Below are 18,050 nucleotides of genomic sequence, written 5' to 3' on the forward strand. Positions count from 1 at the left end.
GACGTCGCTGAACCTGGACGCGGCGCCGCGAAGGCATCGGACTCGGCCTAATCCGCCTAAAGAGTCATCCGGAGGATCATCGCGGCGGAATCGCCCGGACAGGCCGACGCGATCCAGCCGCGCTCGCGTTCGAGGTCGATCGCCTGATGGTTGTCGCGGCTCTCGATCGACTCCAGCGTGCGAATGCCTTTTGCCCGCGCGAACTTCGCGACGTGATCGAGCAAGGTCCAGCTGATGCCGAGGCGTTTGAAATCGGCGCGGATCGCGATGGCGACCTCGGCATTCGTGAGCGTCTCGTCGGCGGCCAGCATCGCGGTCGCGAGGATCCGGTCGGTGCCGTATTCGAAAGCGAGAAAGTTCTCGGTATGCTCGTGATCGACCGTCACCAGGGCCTTGAGCTGGGTCTCGTCGACCTTGTGGATCGCGCTGAGAAAGCGGAACCGCAGGTCTTCCTTGTCGACCTTGGTGAAGAATTCGCCGAGCGCGGCCTCATCCGAGGGCGAAGCGGGGCGGACGTGGAAGACGTAGCCGCTGCGCGTCACGAGGTCCGCGGTCCACGTCACCGGTTCTTCGACGGGCGGCGATGGCGCTATTATACGCTCGGGGGCGGTTGCACGCTCGCTGACGAGTTCGACCATCGTGGCGTCCTTATCCGATTACGCACCCGACTTGGGTACGGTTCTGGATTAGCCGCAATGCGTGCCTCGCCGGAGCGTCGGGAAACACGTAGTTTCCGATCCTAGCGACGGTTCCCCTCCAAACTAGGTTGCGGATGGGCGATCCTTCGCCCCTGCCAGGAGACTCCATGACGATCGATATCCAGCGGATGCAGGATCTCGCGCACGAGATCGTCCGGCTTCAGGGCGAACTCGACCGCGAGATCGAGCAACGACGGCGTGCACTTGGCGTCGAGCTCACCGGGCGGATCGTCGGGTTCGAACACGGCGTGCTCGATGCGCAGCGGCGGTTGAAAGTATCGGTGCTGCGTTTTGTCGCGCGTTCCGATCTGGTCTCGATCGTGACTGCGCCGGTGATCTACTCGCTGATCGTGCCGCTGCTGATCGTCGATGCGTGGGTGAGCCTGTACCAGGCGATCTGCTTTCGCGCGTACGGGATCGCGCGGGTCCGGCGCGGCGACTACATCATGTTCGATCGCGCGCATCTGGGCTATCTGAACCGGATCGAGGCGCTCAACTGCGCCTTCTGTTCGTACGCGAACGGGCTGGTCGGGTTCGTCCGCGAAGTCAGCAGCCGGACCGAGCAATATTGGTGCCCGATCAAGCATGCGCTGCGCGTCGACGATCCGCTCCACCGCTATTACGCGTTTCTCGAATACGGCGATGCGGATGGCTATCGGTCGCGGCTCGCCGAGTTTCGGGATCTGCTGCGATGATGTGGGTCTGCCCGATGCATCCGGAGATCCGTCGGGAGGGACCCGGCATATGCCCGATCTGCGGGATGGCGCTCGAACCCGAGGCACCGACTCTGGACGACGGCGCCAATCCCGAACTCGTCGATTTCACGCGGCGGGTCTGGATTGCCGGGGTGCTGACGGTGCCGTTGCTCGTGCTCTCGATGGGGGCCGAAATGACGGGGATCGCGATCGTCCCGCAGGGTTGGTCGGCTTGGATCCAGTTCGCGCTGACCACGCCGATCGTGCTGTGGGCGGGGCTGCCGTTCTTTCAGCGCGGGTGGGTTTCGGTGCGGACCTGGCGGCTCAACATGTTCACGTTGGTTTCGCTCGGTGTCGGTGCGGCGTTCCTGTACAGCGTTGCCGCGACGATTGCGCCCGGCCTGTTCCCGCAGTCGATCCGGATGCACGGGACGGTGCCGGTCTATTACGAAGCGGCGGGCGTGGTGGTGACGCTCGTCCTGCTCGGCCAGGTGCTCGAACTCCGCGCGCGGGCGGCGACCGGGCGGGCGATCCGCGTGTTGCTCGATCTGGCGCCGAAGACCGCGCGGCGGATCGTCGGGAGCGGCGAAACCGAGATTGCGCTGGCCGACGTCGCGCTCGGCGATCGTTTGCGGATACGGCCGGGCGAGGCGATCCCGGTCGACGGCATCGTCGTCGATGGCCGGTCGTCGGTGGACGAGGCGATGCTGACCGGCGAGCCCGCGCCCGTGCTCAAGACGATCGGCGCCACGCTGACCGGCGGCACGATCAACGGCACCGGCAGCCTCGTGATGGAGGCACGGGCGGTCGGCGCGGACACCGTGCTCGCGCGGATCGTGCGGATGGTCGCGGAGGCGCAGCGCAGCCGTGCGCCGATCCAGGCAGTGGCGGACCGCGTGTCGGGCTGGTTCGTGCCGCTGGTGGTCGCGATCGCGGTCGTGACGTTCGTGGTCTGGTATGCGACCGGCAGTTTCGGCCATGCGTTGCTCAACGCCATCGCGGTGCTGATCATCGCGTGTCCATGCGCGCTGGGGCTGGCGACGCCGATGGCGATCATGGTCGGCACCGGACGCGGCGCGCGGGCGGGCGTGCTGGTCAAAACCGCGGAGGCGTTGCAGGCGCTCGAACGCGTCGACACGCTGGTGATCGACAAGACCGGTACGCTGACCGAGGGGCGGCCGAGGCTGATCGCGGTCGAGACGCTCGGCGGGATGGCGGAGGACGAATTGCTCACGCTGGCCGCGGCGGTCGAGCGCCCGTCGGAGCATCCGCTGGCGCACGCGATCGTCGTGGCGGCGGACGATCGCAGGCTGGCGACGATGGTGGCGACGGGGTTCGTCTCGACGACCGGGCTGGGCGTGGCGGCGGATGTCGGCGGGCGGCGCGTCGCGATCGGCAATGCGGCGATGATGGTGTCGGTCGGCGCGGATCCGGCATCCCTTGCACGGCAAAGCGAGACGCGGCGGGGCGAGGGCTCGGGGGTGATGCTGGTCGCGGTCGATAAACGGCTCGCGGGAATGCTCGTCGTCGCCGACCCGATCCGCGAGACCGCCAAGGCTGCGATCGCCGACCTGCACGCGGAGGGGCTGCGTATCGTCATGCTGACGGGCGACGGTCGCGGGACCGCGGAGGCCGTGGCGCGCGCGATCGGTGGCATCGATGCGGTCCACGCCGACCTCAAACCCGAGGACAAGGCGCGGATCGTCGGCGACCTGAAACGCGGCGGCGCGGTCGTCGCGATGGCGGGGGACGGGATCAACGACGCACCGGCGCTCGCCGCCGCCGATGTCGGCATCGCGATGGGCACGGGCACCGATGTCGCGATCGAAAGCGCGGGCATCACGCTGACCAAGGGTGATCTCGCGGCGCTGGTGCGTGCGCGGCGGCTCGCGCGGGCGACGATGCGCAACATCCGCCAGAACCTGGCATTCTCGTTCCTGTTCAACGGGATCGGCGTGCCCGTGGCTGCGGGCGTACTGTACCCGATGACCGGCATCCTGTTGTCGCCGATGCTCGCGGGCGCGGCGATGGCGCTGTCGTCGTTCGCGGTGGTGACCAACGCGCTGAGGCTGAACGCGGTGCGGTTGTAACCGCCGCCCCGCCACATCCGCATCGTCCCCGTATCGAGGAACAGCTGGTGCCACGACGGCTAGACATATCGGCTTCTGCAAGGGGGGGGCGGGGTAGACGATGCATGTCTTGTCGCTGGCGTCGATCCTGCCCTGGCGCCGCTGACCGATCGCACCATCAGCGGCTACCGTTACCGAGCAAGGCTAGCTCCCCCGCGTGCGCGGGCGGTCTGGCGCGCGTCATCGATGCTGTTCGCGCCGACGATACAAATACGATGCTGACGAATCCGGGCATGCCGTGAAACGTCTGCGAACGTCGTCAACACTATGAAACCGTTCGTTTAACTTTTCGCGGTTATGCGGGCGTATGCCGACGTCTCCCTCTGCACTTGCGACTGCGAAACCCGATCGCGCCGGGAATGTCCTGTCCGGCGCAGTCCGAGGCTGCCGGCGGCATCTGGTGTTCGCGGCGCTGTTTTCCGGGTTGGTGAACATCCTGTACCTCGTGCCGTCGATCTTCATGTTGCAGGTGTATGATCGCGTGGTGCCGACGCGCGGTGGTGCGACGCTGTTGCTTCTCACGCTGATCCTCGTGCTGTCGCTAATCGTATTCGCGATCCTCGATGCCGTCCGTATGCGACTGTTGCTGCGCGCGAGCATGCGGCTCGAGCGTCGCGCGGCACCGGGCATCTTGCTGCGGATTCTGGGCACCGACGGCGCGACGATAGGACAGCGCAGCCAGGCGATGCGCGATTTCGATACGGTGCGGGGCACGCTGACCGGGCCGACGATCATCGCACTGTTCGATGCGCCCTGGGCGCCGATCTATATCGGCATCGCGTTCCTGCTGCATCCGTGGATCGGCGTGCTGGCGCTGGTCAGCGCGTTGCTGCTCGGCGGGATCGCGATCCTCAGCGACCGGGTGACCGCGGGGGCTGCGCGCGACACGCAGGCGCGCGCGGTGCTCGCGACGCGCGAACAGGACGTATCGATCCACGGATCGGAAGTCGCGCGGGTGATGGGGATGCGCAATGCGCTGATCACGCGGCACCTGCTGGAGCGTGCCGAGCTGGTCCGTCGCCAGTCCGCGCTCGCCGGCACGTCGGGCCAGTTTCTCGCGATCACCAAGTTCCTTCGCCTGCTGCTGCAATCGCTCGCGCTGGCGCTCGGGGCGTTGCTGGCCATCCGGCAGGATATCTCGGGCGGCGCGATCTTTGCCGCGTCGCTGTTGCTCGGGCGTGCATTGCAACCCGTCGAGCAGATCCTCGGTGCGATGAAGCCGCTCGCCGCTGCGCGTAACGCCTACCGCGATCTCGACGCGTTCTGCGCGATGCCGGGGCCGTCGATCGATGCGACGACGCTCCCCGCGCCGGTCGGCCGGATCGACGTCCGCGGCGTCACCGTCCGCGCCGAAGGTAGCGACCGGGCGTTGCTTACGGACATCAGTTTCGCCGTCGAACCCGGCGAGATCGTCGCGCTGGTCGGTCCGAGCGGTGCGGGCAAGTCTACCTTGCTGCGCGTTCTTTCGGGAGCCTTGTCGCCGGACACAGGCGAGGTTCGGATCGACCGCGCGAGTCTCGCCGACTGGAACCGCGAACAGCTCGGCCGGCACGTCGGGTACATGCCGCAATCGCCGTCGCTGTTCCCGACCTCGGTCCACACCAACATCTCGCGCTTCCAATCGGTGTTGGCGGGCGAGAGCGAACAGCTCGACGCTGCGGTGGTCGAGGCGGCGCACGCGGCGGGCGCGCATGAGGTGATCCTTGGCCTGCCCAATGGCTATGCGACGATGCTGAGCATGGCGGACGGATCGGGGCTGTCGGCGGGGCAGAACCAGTCGGTCGCGCTGGCGCGCGCGCTGTTCGGCACGCCGACGATCCTGTTCCTCGACGAGCCCAACGCGCATCTTGACAGCGATGGCGAAGCGCGGCTGGTGACGACGTTGGCAGCACTGCGCGCGCGCGGGGCGACGGTGATCGTGTCGACGCACCGGACCGGGCTCCTGCAAGCGGTCGACAAGATCATGGTTTTGCGCGGCGGCACGATCCAGTTGTTCGACGAGCGCACAAAGGTTGTTCGTCCCGCCAACGCCGCGCCCGCGGCTGCTACCGGAGGCGCACGATGATCCCCGCCGAACTGGCCAGTCCAGTCCCCGCCGCTGGCGGCGCGAGCCTCGGCGATCGCCTCCGCCTCGACGATTCCCCGCGGCACGCGATCCTGGTCGGCGGGATCGTCGCGATCCTGTTCTTCGTCGTCGGGCTCGGCTGGGCGGCGTTCGCGCGGCTCGATGCGGCGGCGGCGGGCGACGGGCAGGTGGTCGTCGCCGGCAATCGCCAGACCGTCCAGCACCGCGAGGGCGGGATCGTCGCGGCAATGGCCGCGCGGGATGGGCAACACGTCCGCGCGGGGGACGTCCTGTTCCGGCTCGAAGGTGCGGAAGTGACCGCGAGCGAGCGCGCGTTGGCGGCCAGTGTCATCGACCTCCAGGCGCAGCGGGCGCGGCTCGAAGCGGACGTTCGCGGTGGCGCGATCGTCTGGCCCGCCGAGTTCGCGTCCGCGCAGGGCGACGACCTGCGGCTGGTCGAGCGAGCGAAGTCGCTCCAGATCGCGCAACGCACCGCGCGGTCGGCTGCGCTGGCGGCAAACGGCGCAGTGCTCCGCCAGCAGGCGGCGGCCGTCGCGCAGCAGACCACCGGCTTCAACGCACAGGCGCAAGCGACCGCCCGCCAGCGTGCGTCGCTCCGCCAACAGCTAGAGAGTACGCGTACGCTCGCCGATCAGGGCTATGTCTCGCGCAACACAGTGCGGGCGATCGAGCGCTCGATCCAGCAGCTCGAAGGGACCGACGCCGACTATGTCTCTCGCTCGGCGGCGGCGCGCGAACAGATCGGCCAGACGCGCGCGGAAGGTGTCCAGACCCGGCGCAAATATGTCGAGGACAGCGCGACGCTGCTCCGCGATACGCAGTTCCAGCTGAACGAGGTGATGCCGAAGTTCGCCGCCGCGCGCGAGCAGCTGGCGCGGACGATCATCCGCGCGCCAGTGGCGGGCCGGGTAGTCGGATTGCGTGTCTTCTCGGTGGGGGGTGTGATCCAGCCGGGGCAGGCGATCCTCGACATCGTCCCCGACGCCGCGCCGCTGGTGGTCCGCGCGAACTTCTCGCCCGGCGACATCGACGGCGTCTTCGCCGGTCGTGAGGCCGAGGTGAAGTTCCTGTCGCTGCACGAACGCGACCTGCCGATCCTGCTCGGCACGGTCCGCACGGTGTCCGCGGACTCGCTCCGCGACGAGCAGACCGGTCACAGTTATTTCAGCGCCGAGATCACCGTGCCGCGCGACCAGATCGCCAAGATCGAGGCCGTCCGCGGGCGCGATACCGGCATCCGCGCGGGCGTACCCGTCACCGTCCTCGTCAAGCTGCGGTCGCGCACCGCGCTCGACTATCTCCTCGATCCGTTGACCGAGGCTTTTTTACGGTCGCTCCATGAACGCTGATATCCTTCGCCTCGCCGCCGTCGTGCTTCTGTTGCCCGCCGGATCCGCGCTCGCGCAGACGGCGCAGGAGGCACGGTCCGCCGCGCCGGAAACGCTGGGGCAGGCGATCGCGGACGCGTATCGGAGTAATCCCTCGCTGGAGGGGCAGCGTGCGCAACTCCGTGCGCTCGACGAGCAGATCGTCCAGGCGGGGGCGGCGTATCGGCTGACCGCGGGCGTCAACATGACGCTGCAATACCAGTCGCAGGATCAGCGCGGGCGGCTCGGCGATTTCGATACCGCGCGAGGGCGGACGCTTGGCGCATCGCTGACTGCCTCGCAGATCCTGCTCAACGGCGGGCGCACCGCGGCGCAGGTGTCCGCGGCCGAGGCGACCGTGCTGGCGGGGCGCGAACGGCTGCGGGAGGCGGAGAACGCGATTCTGCTCGAAGTCGTCGACGCGTTCGTGTCGGTGCGGCGCGACCAGGCGCTGGTGGCGATCCAGCAACGCTCACTCGACTCCTACGGGCGGCAGGTCACGCAGGCGATCGCGCGCGAACGCGGCGGCGACCTGACGCGTACCGACATCGCCCAAGCACAGGCGCAACGCGAGATCATCCGCGCGCAGCTCGCGCAGGCGACCGTCAACCTCCAGGCGAGCCGGGGGCGGTTCGCGGCCGTGGTCGGGCGCAATCCGGGCACGCTGCTCGTCCCGCCGACGCTGCCCGGCCTGCCGCGCTCGCTCGATGCTGCCTTCGCGGTGGTCGAGAAGGAAAGCCCGAGCCTGTGGCAGGCGATTCTCGCCACCAAGGCGGGCGATGCGAGGATCGCTGCACAACGCGCCGAGCGTGCGCCGATCGTCGCGCTGTCGGGCAGCTATGGCTATGCGAGTCCGTATTCCTACCGTCTCCGCGATGCAGGGGCGCAGGCGACCGGCGGGGTCACGCTGACGATGCCGCTGCTGACAGGCGGGGTGATCGGCTCGCGGGTCCGCGCTGCGGTCGCCGAACGCCAGCAGCTCGGGTTCGAGGTCGAGACCGCGCGTCGGGCCGCCCTCGCCAATGCGCAAAACGCGTGGAACCAGGCGGTGGCCGGCGGCGAGCAGATGGCGGCGGGGCAGCTCGCGACCGAGGCCGCGGAGTCCGCGCTCACCGGCGTCCAGCGCGGCTTCGCGGAAGGATTTCGCTCCAATTTCGAAGTGCTGGACTCGGAGCAGCGGCTGCTGACCGCACAGCTCGTCTTCGTCAACGCGACCTATGGCGCCTATGCCGCGGAGGCGCGCCTTCTAGCGACGCTCGGTCGATTGCAGGCGGCGGCGATCGATCAGGCCGTGCCGACCTATGATCCGGCGCAGAATACGCGGCGCGTCCGGGCGAAGACGTTCGGGCCGTTCGATCCTGTGCTGGCGCCAATCGATCGCGCGCAGGTTCCGAGTGCGGCGGCTCGACCCGCACCGCAGCTTGCGCCCGCGACCGACGCGAGGATCAGGCCGGCGCTCGTACAGGCGTTGCCTGGACCGGTCGGCATGACCTTGCCGATCACGAGCGTTCCCATTCTGGCAGGCCCAACGATCGGCGACCTGAGCGACACGGTCGTGACGGGTGGGACTTAACGCTTCAATTGCCCTCTGTCCGTCGCGCGGCCCAGGCAACTGCAACTATCGCTCAAGTCCTTCGGCACGGTAGAATTGCGCCAAGTCGCGCGTGGTCGACAGCATGAGTTTTGGCAGGACGACCTGGTCGAACAGCGCCGCGTACCGCCTGCGGTTGGCGGGTGTCGTTAGCGCGATGTGTCGGATCATCGCCCCTGTGACCCGGTCGCTGCCGCCGTCGAGTGCTCCGTGCCTCGTTCGGTCGAACCAGGATCGCCGGAGATAGCGCAGTAGGCTGGTCATCGTCGGCGCTTCGAGAAGTATCACGCCCGTCGCCCGTCCGAGACGCTGCGACAGGCACCCCGAATAATTGCCGTCCATCACCCAGCGTGAGCCGGCGATAGCCAGGTCGTGCAAAGCCAGGAACTCGTCGTCCGGCCGCGGCTGCCAGTCGGTATTTGGCCAGTGGTGAAGCTGGTCGAGATGGATGGCGGGCAGGCCGCGTCCCCTTGCGATCGCGGCTGCCAGCGTCGACTTCCCGCTGTTCGATGGCCCAAGGATGCACAGGCGAGGGCCGAGATCGTCGAGCGTCATGACCCGTTTTCTACGCCGATCACGGATCGTGCGGCAACAGCACGACCGATCCTACCCCGTCATCAATGATCCATACAGGGCGGCATACGCCTCAATAATCGTGCCGTGGTCGTAATCCCGCCGCACGCGCTCGCGCATCGTTTCCCCCATCGCCAGCCGCATCGCCGGATCGCCGGCGATCGCCAGGATCCCCGCCGCGGTCGCTGCCGGATTGACCAGCGGCGTGACGATGCCGCCATGGCCCGAATCCGCGCCGCCGCGTCCCTCGATCATCTCGCGGCAACTGCCGACGTCGGGTGCCACCACCGGGATCCCGCATGCGCCACCCTCCAGGATCACCAGCGGTTGCGCTTCCGACAGGCTGGTGAGCACGAGCAGGTCGATCTTCGCCATCCAGTCCTCGATCCGCACGCGGCCGGCAAAACGGAAGACCGGCGTCAGCGCCAGATCTTCGACAAGCCGCGTGCACTCGGCGGCATATTCCGGGTCCTCGTCCTCGGGGCCAAGCACCACGAAGCGGATATCGGGGCGTTCGGCGTGCGCGATCGCGGCGGCCCGGATGAACGTCTTCACGTCCTTGATCGGCACCACCCGGCCCAGCAACGCGACCAGCGGATGCGCCGGATCGCGCTGGTCCGGGAGGCTCGCGAACCGCCGTGAATCGATCCCGTTGGGGATCACGCGGACCCGGTCGGCGGCGGCGCCCAGCCGGCGCTGGACCGCCGTGTTCGCGCCGTACAACGCGACGATCGGATCGCAGCTGTCGTAGCAGGCGGTCGCATAGCTGGTGAACGCGCGCACCCACAGGTCGCGAAGATCGCGGACGCTGCGTTCGAGCTCGAGCCCGGTGTCGACCTGATCGCCGATCCAGTCCGCCATCATCACCTCGATCTGGCGTTCGAGCAGGTAGATGCCGTGCTCGGTGATGAACGCCGGTCGCCCGGTCTGGCGTGCGGCACGGGCGGCGAGCAGGCCTGCGAACCCGGTCGAGATCGTGTGATACGCCTTCGCGCGAGGCAGCGGCGTGGTCAGCACCGCGAGCAACCCGCCCAGCAGAACGCGCATCGCCCAGAAATAATGGTGGAAGGACGCCTTGGGCAGCATCGCCTGATAATGACGCCGGAGGCGTGCGAAGACGGCGGGGTGCGACAGGATATCGCCGGGCGCGAGCGGCCGGGCGCTGCCGCCGATCACGTCGATCAGCGTCGCGAGCCGATCTGCGCCACCGGTCGCGACGAAGGCGACCAGCGCATCGGCGATCGGCACTGCGATCCGGTCCGGAATGGCGCGCGGAACGGCCGGCGCGGGCGCGAGTCCGATCTCGACCACCGCGACGACATTGGGCGGCGGCGTCAACTGGAACGGGAGCAGCCCGGCGCCAGGCTTGATCGCGGCGATCACGAACCGGACGTCCGGCAGGTGCGTGATCAGATCCTGCAACCAACCGGACACGCCACCGATCACATAGGGGTAAGCGCCCTCGACGATCAGGCAGATGTCGGCGTCCGGTATGTCGACAGACGCTTGTCGCGACCTTTCGGCAAGGGCCGAGAGCGGGATCATGCCGCCGCTCCCGTCAGCCACCACGTGGCCCGCGTCGTCGCACCGCGATGGGTAGCGTCCATCGGCGCATCGTTCCGCTCCGACGCGGCCTCGATCGCAGTCGCCATCCGGTCGATCGCCGCGTAATCGCCCGCGGCCCACAATGCTTCCATCATCAACGCGTCGCGCGTTCCAGACCTTTCGTCCGCCTTTGAAGGGACCGCGGCGACCATCGTTGCGACCGCGTCCTCGCGAAGGTGGAGGCGTTGCGAATCCGACAGCAGCACGTCCGAACGGGCATGATCCGCGAGCAGCGTCGCTAGGCTGATGGCGGCTTCCGGATCGGCGCCATCGGCAACGCGCGCCGATAGCCTCGCCCGTGCCAGGACGAGGTTCTCCGCGACCCGGGCCGAGGCCGCCGCCGCCAGCGCGCGGATGGTCTGGTCGCTGTCGGTCAGCGCCAGCGCGATCAACGGCGACAGTGCCGGCTCGAACGATCGCACCACCGTCTCCAGCGCGCGCCGCCGCTCGGCAACCGCACCGTGACGCATGATCGTGACCAGTGAACTGAGCGTATCGGGCGTCGCATGATGAACCCGTCCGTCGAGCATCCGCGCGACAGCCAGACGCGCGCCGCGCTGTGCGGAGCCGCGCGCAACCGGGCCGAACATCTCGTCGTCGCTGCGCTGCGTCGTGGGCCTGGATAAACGCCCGAGCGGCAGCGCGACGAGCAGCCCGAGCGGCCCGAGCACGCCGAGCATCGTCGGCGCAAAGCCGGCCGCTGTTCCGCTGCGAAGCCATACGCCGAACCCGAACGCGCTTGCCACGGCATGCACGGCAAGGCCCCAGCCGACCGCGACTTCGGACATCCAGCACACCGCCTGGATCATCATCTCGAAGACCGCCAGCGCGATCAGGCGGAGGGTCACGCGACCAGCCCGGCGGATCTCACCGGTTGCCGTGTCGCCTGCGGTAGATCGGCGAGCAGGGGCGTCAACCAGGCGGCGATCTCGGCGAGTTCCGCGGTACGACTCGCGTTCAACGCCTCGAAGGGCAGAGTGTGGAGAACCAGGCAGCCGACGATCTCGCCGGTCTTCCGATCGGGCAAGGCGATCGCGGCGACGCCGACGCCGTCGAGCGCGTGCCGATCGCTGCGCTTGGCGACATGCAAGATCCGCTTGTGCCGCTCGATCCTCTCCAGGAGGGACGCGGGCAGGACGTCGCGGCGCCCTGCGGTGACCGGCCCGCGGAGCCAGGCACGCGCCTCCCCGCCGGTGACCCTGTAGCAGGTGAAGTCGGCGGTCCGCGCGGCGAGCGCGACCAGTTCGCCAATCGCGCCGCGCCGCTCTGCCCGGTCCTCCGAACTGAGCCGCGTCGCCGTCTCGATCGCATGGCCGACGGTGTGCGCTTCCGTCGCGATCTGGACCTGCAACAGGCGATTGGTCTGCGACAGCGTCGCAAACGCGTCGGTCAGCCTTGCCAGATTCCGCGTCGCGACCCGGCCGCGCTTTTCCAGCCGATCGTGACGCCCGGTCCGCATGATCGTCACTTCGCCGATGATCCCCGCCACGACGAACCACATCAACGGCTGTAGCGACAGATGGAACAGGTGGTCGAGGTAATCGCGTTCGCCCGGGGTGTCGTGGACGTTGGCGAGCCACAGTCCCGATGCGATGACCGCCGCGAGAACGCCGGGGCCGGTCCCATACGCCAGCGCCATCACGAGGACCGGCACCCAATAGGGATTGGGATGGACATGCGCGAAGCCGGTGCCGCCCGTCAGCCACCAGTCGAGTGCTACCAGCGCGGCGAAGGTCAGCGCGATCTCCGCGGCGACGCGCGCGGGGCGTCGCCACCGGGTCTGCCATTTGCGAACTTGGTCGTCGTCGGTCACTGCGTATCCCCAAGGCTGCGCGTCAGCAGCGCCCGTGCGTAGAGTTGGCGACCCGAAAAGCCGGGGCGTGCGATCGAGGTGATGCCGCCGCTGCCCTCGACCCGCCAAGCCACCGCGATTGGTGCGGCGATGCCAAGGCTGGCGGTCGGCCCGTCGCCACCGAACCTGTCGACGGTCCAGCCTGCCAGTGCGGTCATCTGCACCGTACCGAGCGCGCCGCTGAGCACGCCCTGGACGGTATGGTTCTCCCGCGTGGCGAGCGGGATGATGGCCAGGCTGTCCGCGCCGAGTTGCAAACGCTGGACGTATTCGGCCTCGAACCGATAGGTCAGGCCGAGCGCGGGGAACTGGCGGCGGATGAGATAGTCGACCCCGCCGCTCGCGACGATGGTATCGCTCGCGCCGTTGCTGCCGGCCAGCCCGTAGCGGTTCGCGCCGATATCGCCTTGCACGACGAGACCCGGAGTCAGCCGATAGGTCACCCCGAGCAGGGCACGCGACAGATACCCGCCTGCCAGAACCTGCGCCGGCGTCGAGTAATCGGGCATGTGCCGGGTCAACGTCACGCGAAACTGCGCGTCGGCGGACCCCGCGACAGCCTTGGCACCGCCGCCGGTGACGCCATCGTCGAGTGCGGCGGAGGCGAGCAGTTGCACGCGGACTGCGCCGTCGAACGCTGCGGCCAGCGAGGCATCGACGATCGTGTCGCCGGTTCGCACGGTCCGTGCGTCGTCGCCGACACGACTGGCGACATGGCGGATACCGCCACCGACGGTGAAGGTATCGCCGACCGCCGCGTCGATCCGTGCGGCGAACTCCGCCTGCGACAGGTCGCTGCCGTCGCGCGCGGTGACGCCGATGCTGGCGGTCCCCGGTGCGGCAGCGATGGCGCGCCTTGCAGTCAGGTCGTCGGCTGCGAGCTCACGGTAATCGCGCGCCGCGCCGCGCACGTCACCGTCGGCGAGACGCGTGTCAGCGAGCATGCGCGCCGCGCGTGGGTCGGTCGGATAGCGTTTCGCCAATAGCGTTGCGGCGCGTCGTGCCGGCCCCGGATACCCGGCCGCGGCGTCCGCCTCGATAGCGGTCAGCGCGGCATCGGATGCGGTATCGTCGGTAGTCTCGGCGAGCGGTTGGGTCGTGGCCGGCGGTGAGAAGGTCACCGCGACCGTTGCGCCCGCCTGCCGCCAGGTCATGGACCAGCCGTCAGCGGGACGCAGGACGAGGCTGTCGTCGTTCCAGCGAAGATCGCCGATCGCATCGCCCGCCGCCTCGCGGAACGCGGCGAGCCGGTCGGCGCTCATCGGCTGATCGAACCGCGCGACAAGCTCTCCATCGTGGTCCTCAATGCGGACGATGGCTTGGTCGGGCCAGGCCATCACCGACTCGGGCACCACGATCCGGCTGTCCGCGAAGACCGTACGGGGAACGGTCAGTGCGGGTGCGTCCATCAAGCAAAGGAGTAGCGCGATCATTGTGCCAGCACCGTTCGGGCACGCCCGGCTTGGCCCTGTGCGATCAGCAGGCGGGCATGCAACGCAGCGAGCGATCGGTCGCGCGGGGTCTCGGCGCGCAGCGTCTCGACCAGCGCCACGGCCTCGGCCCGACGACCGAGCTTTTCCAAGATCTCCACGCGCGCCTTGCTGGCGGCGGGCGTCTGGGCGAGCGCGCGGTCCAGCCAGGGTCGTGCCGCACGCTCGCCCCCGGTCCGCGCCTGCACGTCGGCCATCAGCCGCAGCGCAGTCAGGTCCGTCGGATCGCTTGCCAGATGCTGATCGAGCCACTTCGCCGCGCCCTTGGCATCGCCCGCATTCCACGCCGTCCAGGCTAGGTCGAGCTGATCCCGCGGCGCCGCGACCCCGGCTGCGACGCGCCGTTTCGCGATTGCCGCTGCTTGTGCCGGGTCGATCTTTGCGGGGGCTGCGGCGGACAGGGCGGCGACCTGCGCTGGATCGAGCGAGCGGCCGTCGAGCAACGACGCCAGCACCGCACGACCGGCGGTATCATTGCCAGACGCGCGGGCCAGTGACAGCCGCATCAGCATCACGTCGGTCTGGCCCGCGAGCGGATGCCGCGACAGGAACGCCAGCGCCTCGCCCGGTCGATCGCGCTCGGCATAGCGCGTCAGCCAGGCGCGCTGCTGGTCCGCGCTGCCCTGCAAACTTTGCTGTTTAAGCCAGGTGAGATCGTCGCCCCCCGGCCGCGGCCCCATCAGGTACAGCAGGCGCTGCGCTGCCGGTGCGGTCGGCGCCATTCCGGTTGCCGCCCGCCGCAGCACCGCCATCGCATCGCCGCGGTAACCCGTTGCAAGCAGCCGCTCCGCCTCCCGCTCGGGTTGCGCGCCCGGCGCCGCGGCACGCGCCAGGAGTTCGGTACGCAGGCCATCTCGGTCGCCGGCCTCGGTCAGGATCGTCTCGCGCGCGGTCGCCCGCTGCTCGACCGGCAGATAGTCGGCTGCCCTCAGCCCTGCCGCGGTATCCTTCGCGCGCGCCGCGACACGGATCGCCAGCCAGGGATCCGCCGCCCGCCAGTTCGCGGTCGTCGCCTTGTCGAGCAATGCGATCAGGTCAGTGCGCCCAGCCTTGTCGGCACGCCGTGCCAGATCGAGCGACAGCGCGGCATCGGGCGGCGGTACGACGTGGTTCGCCGCTGCCACGATCACGAGGTCGGGCCGATCGATCGCATAGGCCGCTGCAACGATATCCGCCGCCGCCACCGCCCCGCGCGTCTGCGCCGCCCGCGCGACGAGTGCAGCCGCATCCGCGGTCCGCCCGGTTTGGCGAAGAAGATCGACACGCAGCCGCCACGTCGCTGCCGCCCCGCCGTCCGGCCGTGCCGCCAGATAGCCGAGCGCCACCGCCGGCCGCTTCGCTGCGACCAGGTCATAAGCGACCTGCAGCGTCGACACCGACTGCCCCTCGGCGATCAGTTGCGCGGTCAGCGTGGCAAGCGTCGCTGCATCGGCAGTCGCGATCTGCGCCGCGATCGCCGGGTGCGCAGGCGGTTGCACCGGTGGCGATACCGGCGCGGCGGGGAGCGAACTGCTCGCCGTCGGCACAGGCTGCGCACGGCGCGCGGCGTGGCGGATCTCTCGGTCGTTCGGCAACAGCATCAGTCCGCCCGCAAGCAGGCCGAGCCCAGCCAATGCAGGCAGGACGATCGCAAGCCGTCCGCGTCGGCGGTCGATCCTCATCAGCTCGGCTCCGGTACCAGCCGGTCGAGCGCCAGCGTCGCGACATAGGGGCTGAACCCAGCCGCCCGTTCGCGCGCGTACAGCGCGGCGACCTTCTTCGTGTCGGCCGGATCCCAGTAATCGAGCGTCATCAGGCTCAGTGACGGGTTGCGGGTCTTGGCCGCACGCAGGCGACCGGCTTGCCAGGCCCAGTCCGAATCGCTGAGCAATTCATGGCGCTTGGCAGCAAAATTCCATCGCGACGCCATCGCCTCACCAAGCAGGTAATCGATCTTCGGCGCGACGTCGGGCAACAGCGCATAGCCGCGGTTGAGCATGATGCGCATCTTGGGAAAGCGCGCGCGTACGGCGGCGATCAGCGTCACGCCTGCGGCCACCATGTGCTTGTTGGCCACCGGATCCTGCCGCTCCATCGCTTCGGCATTATCCATCGTGTCGATGAAGATTCCGTCATAGCCAAGCGCCAGGATCGCGGGGACGAGTTGGTCGAGTACCGCCGCACGCCATGCCGGATGGCGCAGGTCGGCAAGCCGCGCGTCGGGCCAGTTGGGATTGGCGGCCCTCAGTGCGCCGGCCTTTTCGAGCGCGGCGAAATACGGCCGGCCGCGTTCGACCTCGCCGAAGCTGACATAGCCGAGCAGGATGCTGCCGGGGCCCCGGAGCGGCGCGATCGGGCGCGCATGATGCGGCTCCAGCACCAGCAGCGCGCACGTCCTCGCCAATGCGGGATCGGTCGCTGCACCGTAATCGACGCCCCAGCGCAGCGCAGCGTTCGCGGACGGCTTGGGGGTGGCATCCGACCGCGACCGCATGCCCAGCGTCAGGGCCGTTGCACCCAGCGCCAGCATCCGCTGCACGATCTTCCTGCGCGGCATATCCGTAATTCCCGTCACAACAGACGCCCTCCGTGCCCCACGACCGAGGGATTGTTGCCGACGAACAGCAGGTAGGTGAGGTTGACCGTGGCCTCGGCGACCAGCGCCATGCCGACCGACGCACCGACTACCGCGCCCGCCATATAGCCCCAGCCGAACGCGGCAAACCCCGCGTCCCATTGCAGCAGCGTCGCGACGCCGCTGCCGATCGCGAACGCGGTCCAGGTCAGCAGGATCCGCCCGAACAGGTCGTAATAAGCGAGCACGACCGTCGTCGCGATCACCACGAGGTGGAAGACGGTGCCGAGCGAGGTCTGGCGGAACGCGAAGATCGCCCGCGCGTCCGCGCCGATCAATTCGAACAGCGGCACCGCGAACACCCAGGCGAGCGCGGCGACGAGCGCCTGCACCAGCAGCATGATCCGCAGCCCGTCGAACATCGTCCGCGCGAGTTCGCTGCGCGCCTCCTCGATCCGTTGCAGTGTCGAGGTGCCGGTACACCGCACGATCATGTCGCCGAACGCGCGATCGAACCGCGTCTCGGTGACGATCAGCAACAGCGTCAGGCCCGGCACCATCGTCAGCAGCCCGAGAAAGCTGCCCTGGTCGTTGATCGGATTGAGCCGCAACAGGCCGAGCGCGCGGATGCTGTCGGGGCCGGCCCACAACAGCCACTTGTCGATCCAGATCGCGGCGACCCCGGCGATGCCCGCCGCCGCGACGATCCACGCCAGCCGCGGCGTCATCGCATCCCGCGTCGGCAGGACGGGCGGTGCGGAGAAATGGCGGCGGATCACCACGACGATTGCAGCCAGGGTCAGCCCGATGCCGCCGGCGATGACCGCGAGCACGCTGACGACGCCGGGCTTCGGCAACAGCGCCAGCAACACCGTCGCAAAACCGATGCCGAGCAGATAGGCGAGGGGGATCGCGCGGTAACGGCGCAGGGCCGTAAGCAGGGGGGCCGCGATCCAGACCTGCGTCAGCCACCCGAGGATCAGCGTCGCGAGCGCCGCCTCACCAAACGGAAGCTTTCCAAGCGTCCCGAACACCACAGCCCCGATGCCCAGCGCGATCGCGCCACCGATGGCGAGGGCGACCAGCATGATCCCCGATACGCCGCCAGCATCGCGTGCGAAGATTCGATCCGCCACCATCCGGGTTGCGAGAATGCCGACGGGTGCCGCGGCGAGCGCGGACAGGCTGAACGCATAGACCAGGATCGTCTGGACGGTCCGCGCGCCATCGGCGCCGAGATGCGCGCCCGACCAGTGGTTGAGCAACGCCATCGCGACCGCGGTGATGAGCCACGGTCCGGCGCTGATCACCGCACCGAATGCGGCGGCGCCGACGATCCCGCCGACGCCGCCCTCACGCGCGGTTTTCGCTAATTGGAAGCCTATGCCCGCCATAACACTGCCGGCCTAT

At 68.9% G+C, this 18,050-nt stretch carries 14 protein-coding genes; 5 read left to right on the plus strand and 9 right to left on the minus strand.

From position 1 onward, the window contains the following. Positions 1-56: 56 nt before the first annotated feature. A complete protein-coding gene (locus IFR23_RS10615; RefSeq protein WP_192975856.1) occupies positions 57-638 on the minus strand; it encodes a GNAT family N-acetyltransferase in 582 nt (193 codons plus the stop codon). A gap of 167 nt (positions 639-805) precedes the next feature. Here IFR23_RS10615 and IFR23_RS10620 point away from each other — a divergent pair, with 167 nt between their 5' ends. From IFR23_RS10620 to IFR23_RS10640, 5 genes are all read left to right on the plus strand, one after another. Beyond that, positions 806-1,393 carry a hypothetical protein gene (locus IFR23_RS10620; protein ID WP_181321093.1) on the plus strand — a complete coding sequence of 196 codons (588 nt, stop codon included), beginning with the start codon at positions 806-808 and terminating at the stop codon, positions 1,391-1,393. Next, positions 1,390-3,483, plus strand: a complete 2,094-nt coding sequence (locus IFR23_RS10625) for a copper-transporting P-type ATPase (protein WP_446740904.1) — start codon at positions 1,390-1,392, stop codon at positions 3,481-3,483. The genes IFR23_RS10620 and IFR23_RS10625 overlap by 4 nt, the downstream gene beginning before the upstream one ends. Before the next feature lie 346 nt (positions 3,484-3,829). After that, positions 3,830-5,587 carry a type I secretion system permease/ATPase gene (locus IFR23_RS10630; RefSeq protein ID WP_244655591.1) on the plus strand — a complete coding sequence of 586 codons (1,758 nt, stop codon included), beginning with the start codon at positions 3,830-3,832 and terminating at the stop codon, positions 5,585-5,587. Continuing rightward, positions 5,584-6,957, plus strand: coding sequence for an HlyD family type I secretion periplasmic adaptor subunit (locus tag IFR23_RS10635; protein WP_192975858.1), 1,374 nt, complete (start codon positions 5,584-5,586; stop codon positions 6,955-6,957). Before IFR23_RS10630 ends, IFR23_RS10635 begins: the two co-directional genes overlap by 4 nt. Further along, on the plus strand, positions 6,947-8,548 hold the full coding sequence (locus IFR23_RS10640) for a TolC family protein (RefSeq protein ID WP_192975859.1): 1,602 nt from the start codon (positions 6,947-6,949) through the stop codon (positions 8,546-8,548). Before IFR23_RS10635 ends, IFR23_RS10640 begins: the two co-directional genes overlap by 11 nt. Before the next feature lie 45 nt (positions 8,549-8,593). On the opposite strand, the gene IFR23_RS10645 is transcribed toward IFR23_RS10640, so the two are convergent. The 8 genes from IFR23_RS10645 to pelG are packed head-to-tail and all read right to left on the minus strand — an operon-like array spanning position 8,594 to position 18,034. After that, positions 8,594-9,121 carry an AAA family ATPase gene (locus IFR23_RS10645; RefSeq protein WP_192975861.1) on the minus strand — a complete coding sequence of 176 codons (528 nt, stop codon included), beginning with the start codon at positions 9,119-9,121 and terminating at the stop codon, positions 8,594-8,596. A 51-nt stretch (positions 9,122-9,172) separates the two neighbouring features. Further along, positions 9,173-10,684, minus strand: coding sequence for a GT4 family glycosyltransferase PelF (pelF, locus tag IFR23_RS10650; RefSeq protein WP_192975863.1), 1,512 nt, complete (start codon positions 10,682-10,684; stop codon positions 9,173-9,175). Continuing rightward, positions 10,681-11,592, minus strand: coding sequence for a hypothetical protein (locus tag IFR23_RS10655; protein ID WP_192975865.1), 912 nt, complete (start codon positions 11,590-11,592; stop codon positions 10,681-10,683). Before IFR23_RS10655 ends, pelF begins: the two co-directional genes overlap by 4 nt. Then, on the minus strand, positions 11,589-12,557 hold the full coding sequence (locus IFR23_RS10660) for a hypothetical protein (protein ID WP_192975867.1): 969 nt from the start codon (positions 12,555-12,557) through the stop codon (positions 11,589-11,591). The genes IFR23_RS10655 and IFR23_RS10660 overlap by 4 nt, the downstream gene beginning before the upstream one ends. Next, positions 12,554-14,005: a hypothetical protein gene (locus IFR23_RS10665; RefSeq protein WP_192975868.1), complete on the minus strand. Its 1,452-nt coding sequence runs from the start codon at positions 14,003-14,005 to the stop codon at positions 12,554-12,556. The genes IFR23_RS10660 and IFR23_RS10665 overlap by 4 nt, the downstream gene beginning before the upstream one ends. 20 nt (positions 14,006-14,025) lie before the next feature. Further along, complete coding sequence (locus tag IFR23_RS10670; RefSeq protein WP_192975869.1) at positions 14,026-15,747, minus strand: tetratricopeptide repeat protein; 1,722 nt, start codon at positions 15,745-15,747, stop codon at positions 14,026-14,028. Continuing rightward, positions 15,747-16,622, minus strand: a complete 876-nt coding sequence (locus tag IFR23_RS10675; RefSeq protein ID WP_244655592.1) for an endo alpha-1,4 polygalactosaminidase — start codon at positions 16,620-16,622, stop codon at positions 15,747-15,749. The genes IFR23_RS10670 and IFR23_RS10675 overlap by 1 nt, the downstream gene beginning before the upstream one ends. Before the next feature lie 14 nt (positions 16,623-16,636). Then, on the minus strand, positions 16,637-18,034 hold the full coding sequence (gene pelG, locus IFR23_RS10680) for an exopolysaccharide Pel transporter PelG (protein WP_192975870.1): 1,398 nt from the start codon (positions 18,032-18,034) through the stop codon (positions 16,637-16,639). Positions 18,035-18,050 lie beyond the last annotated feature (16 nt).

It is taken from the genome of Sphingomonas sp. CFBP 13603 (assembly GCF_014892665.1).
In the GTDB taxonomy this organism is placed as follows: Bacteria; Pseudomonadota; Alphaproteobacteria; order Sphingomonadales; family Sphingomonadaceae; genus Sphingomonas.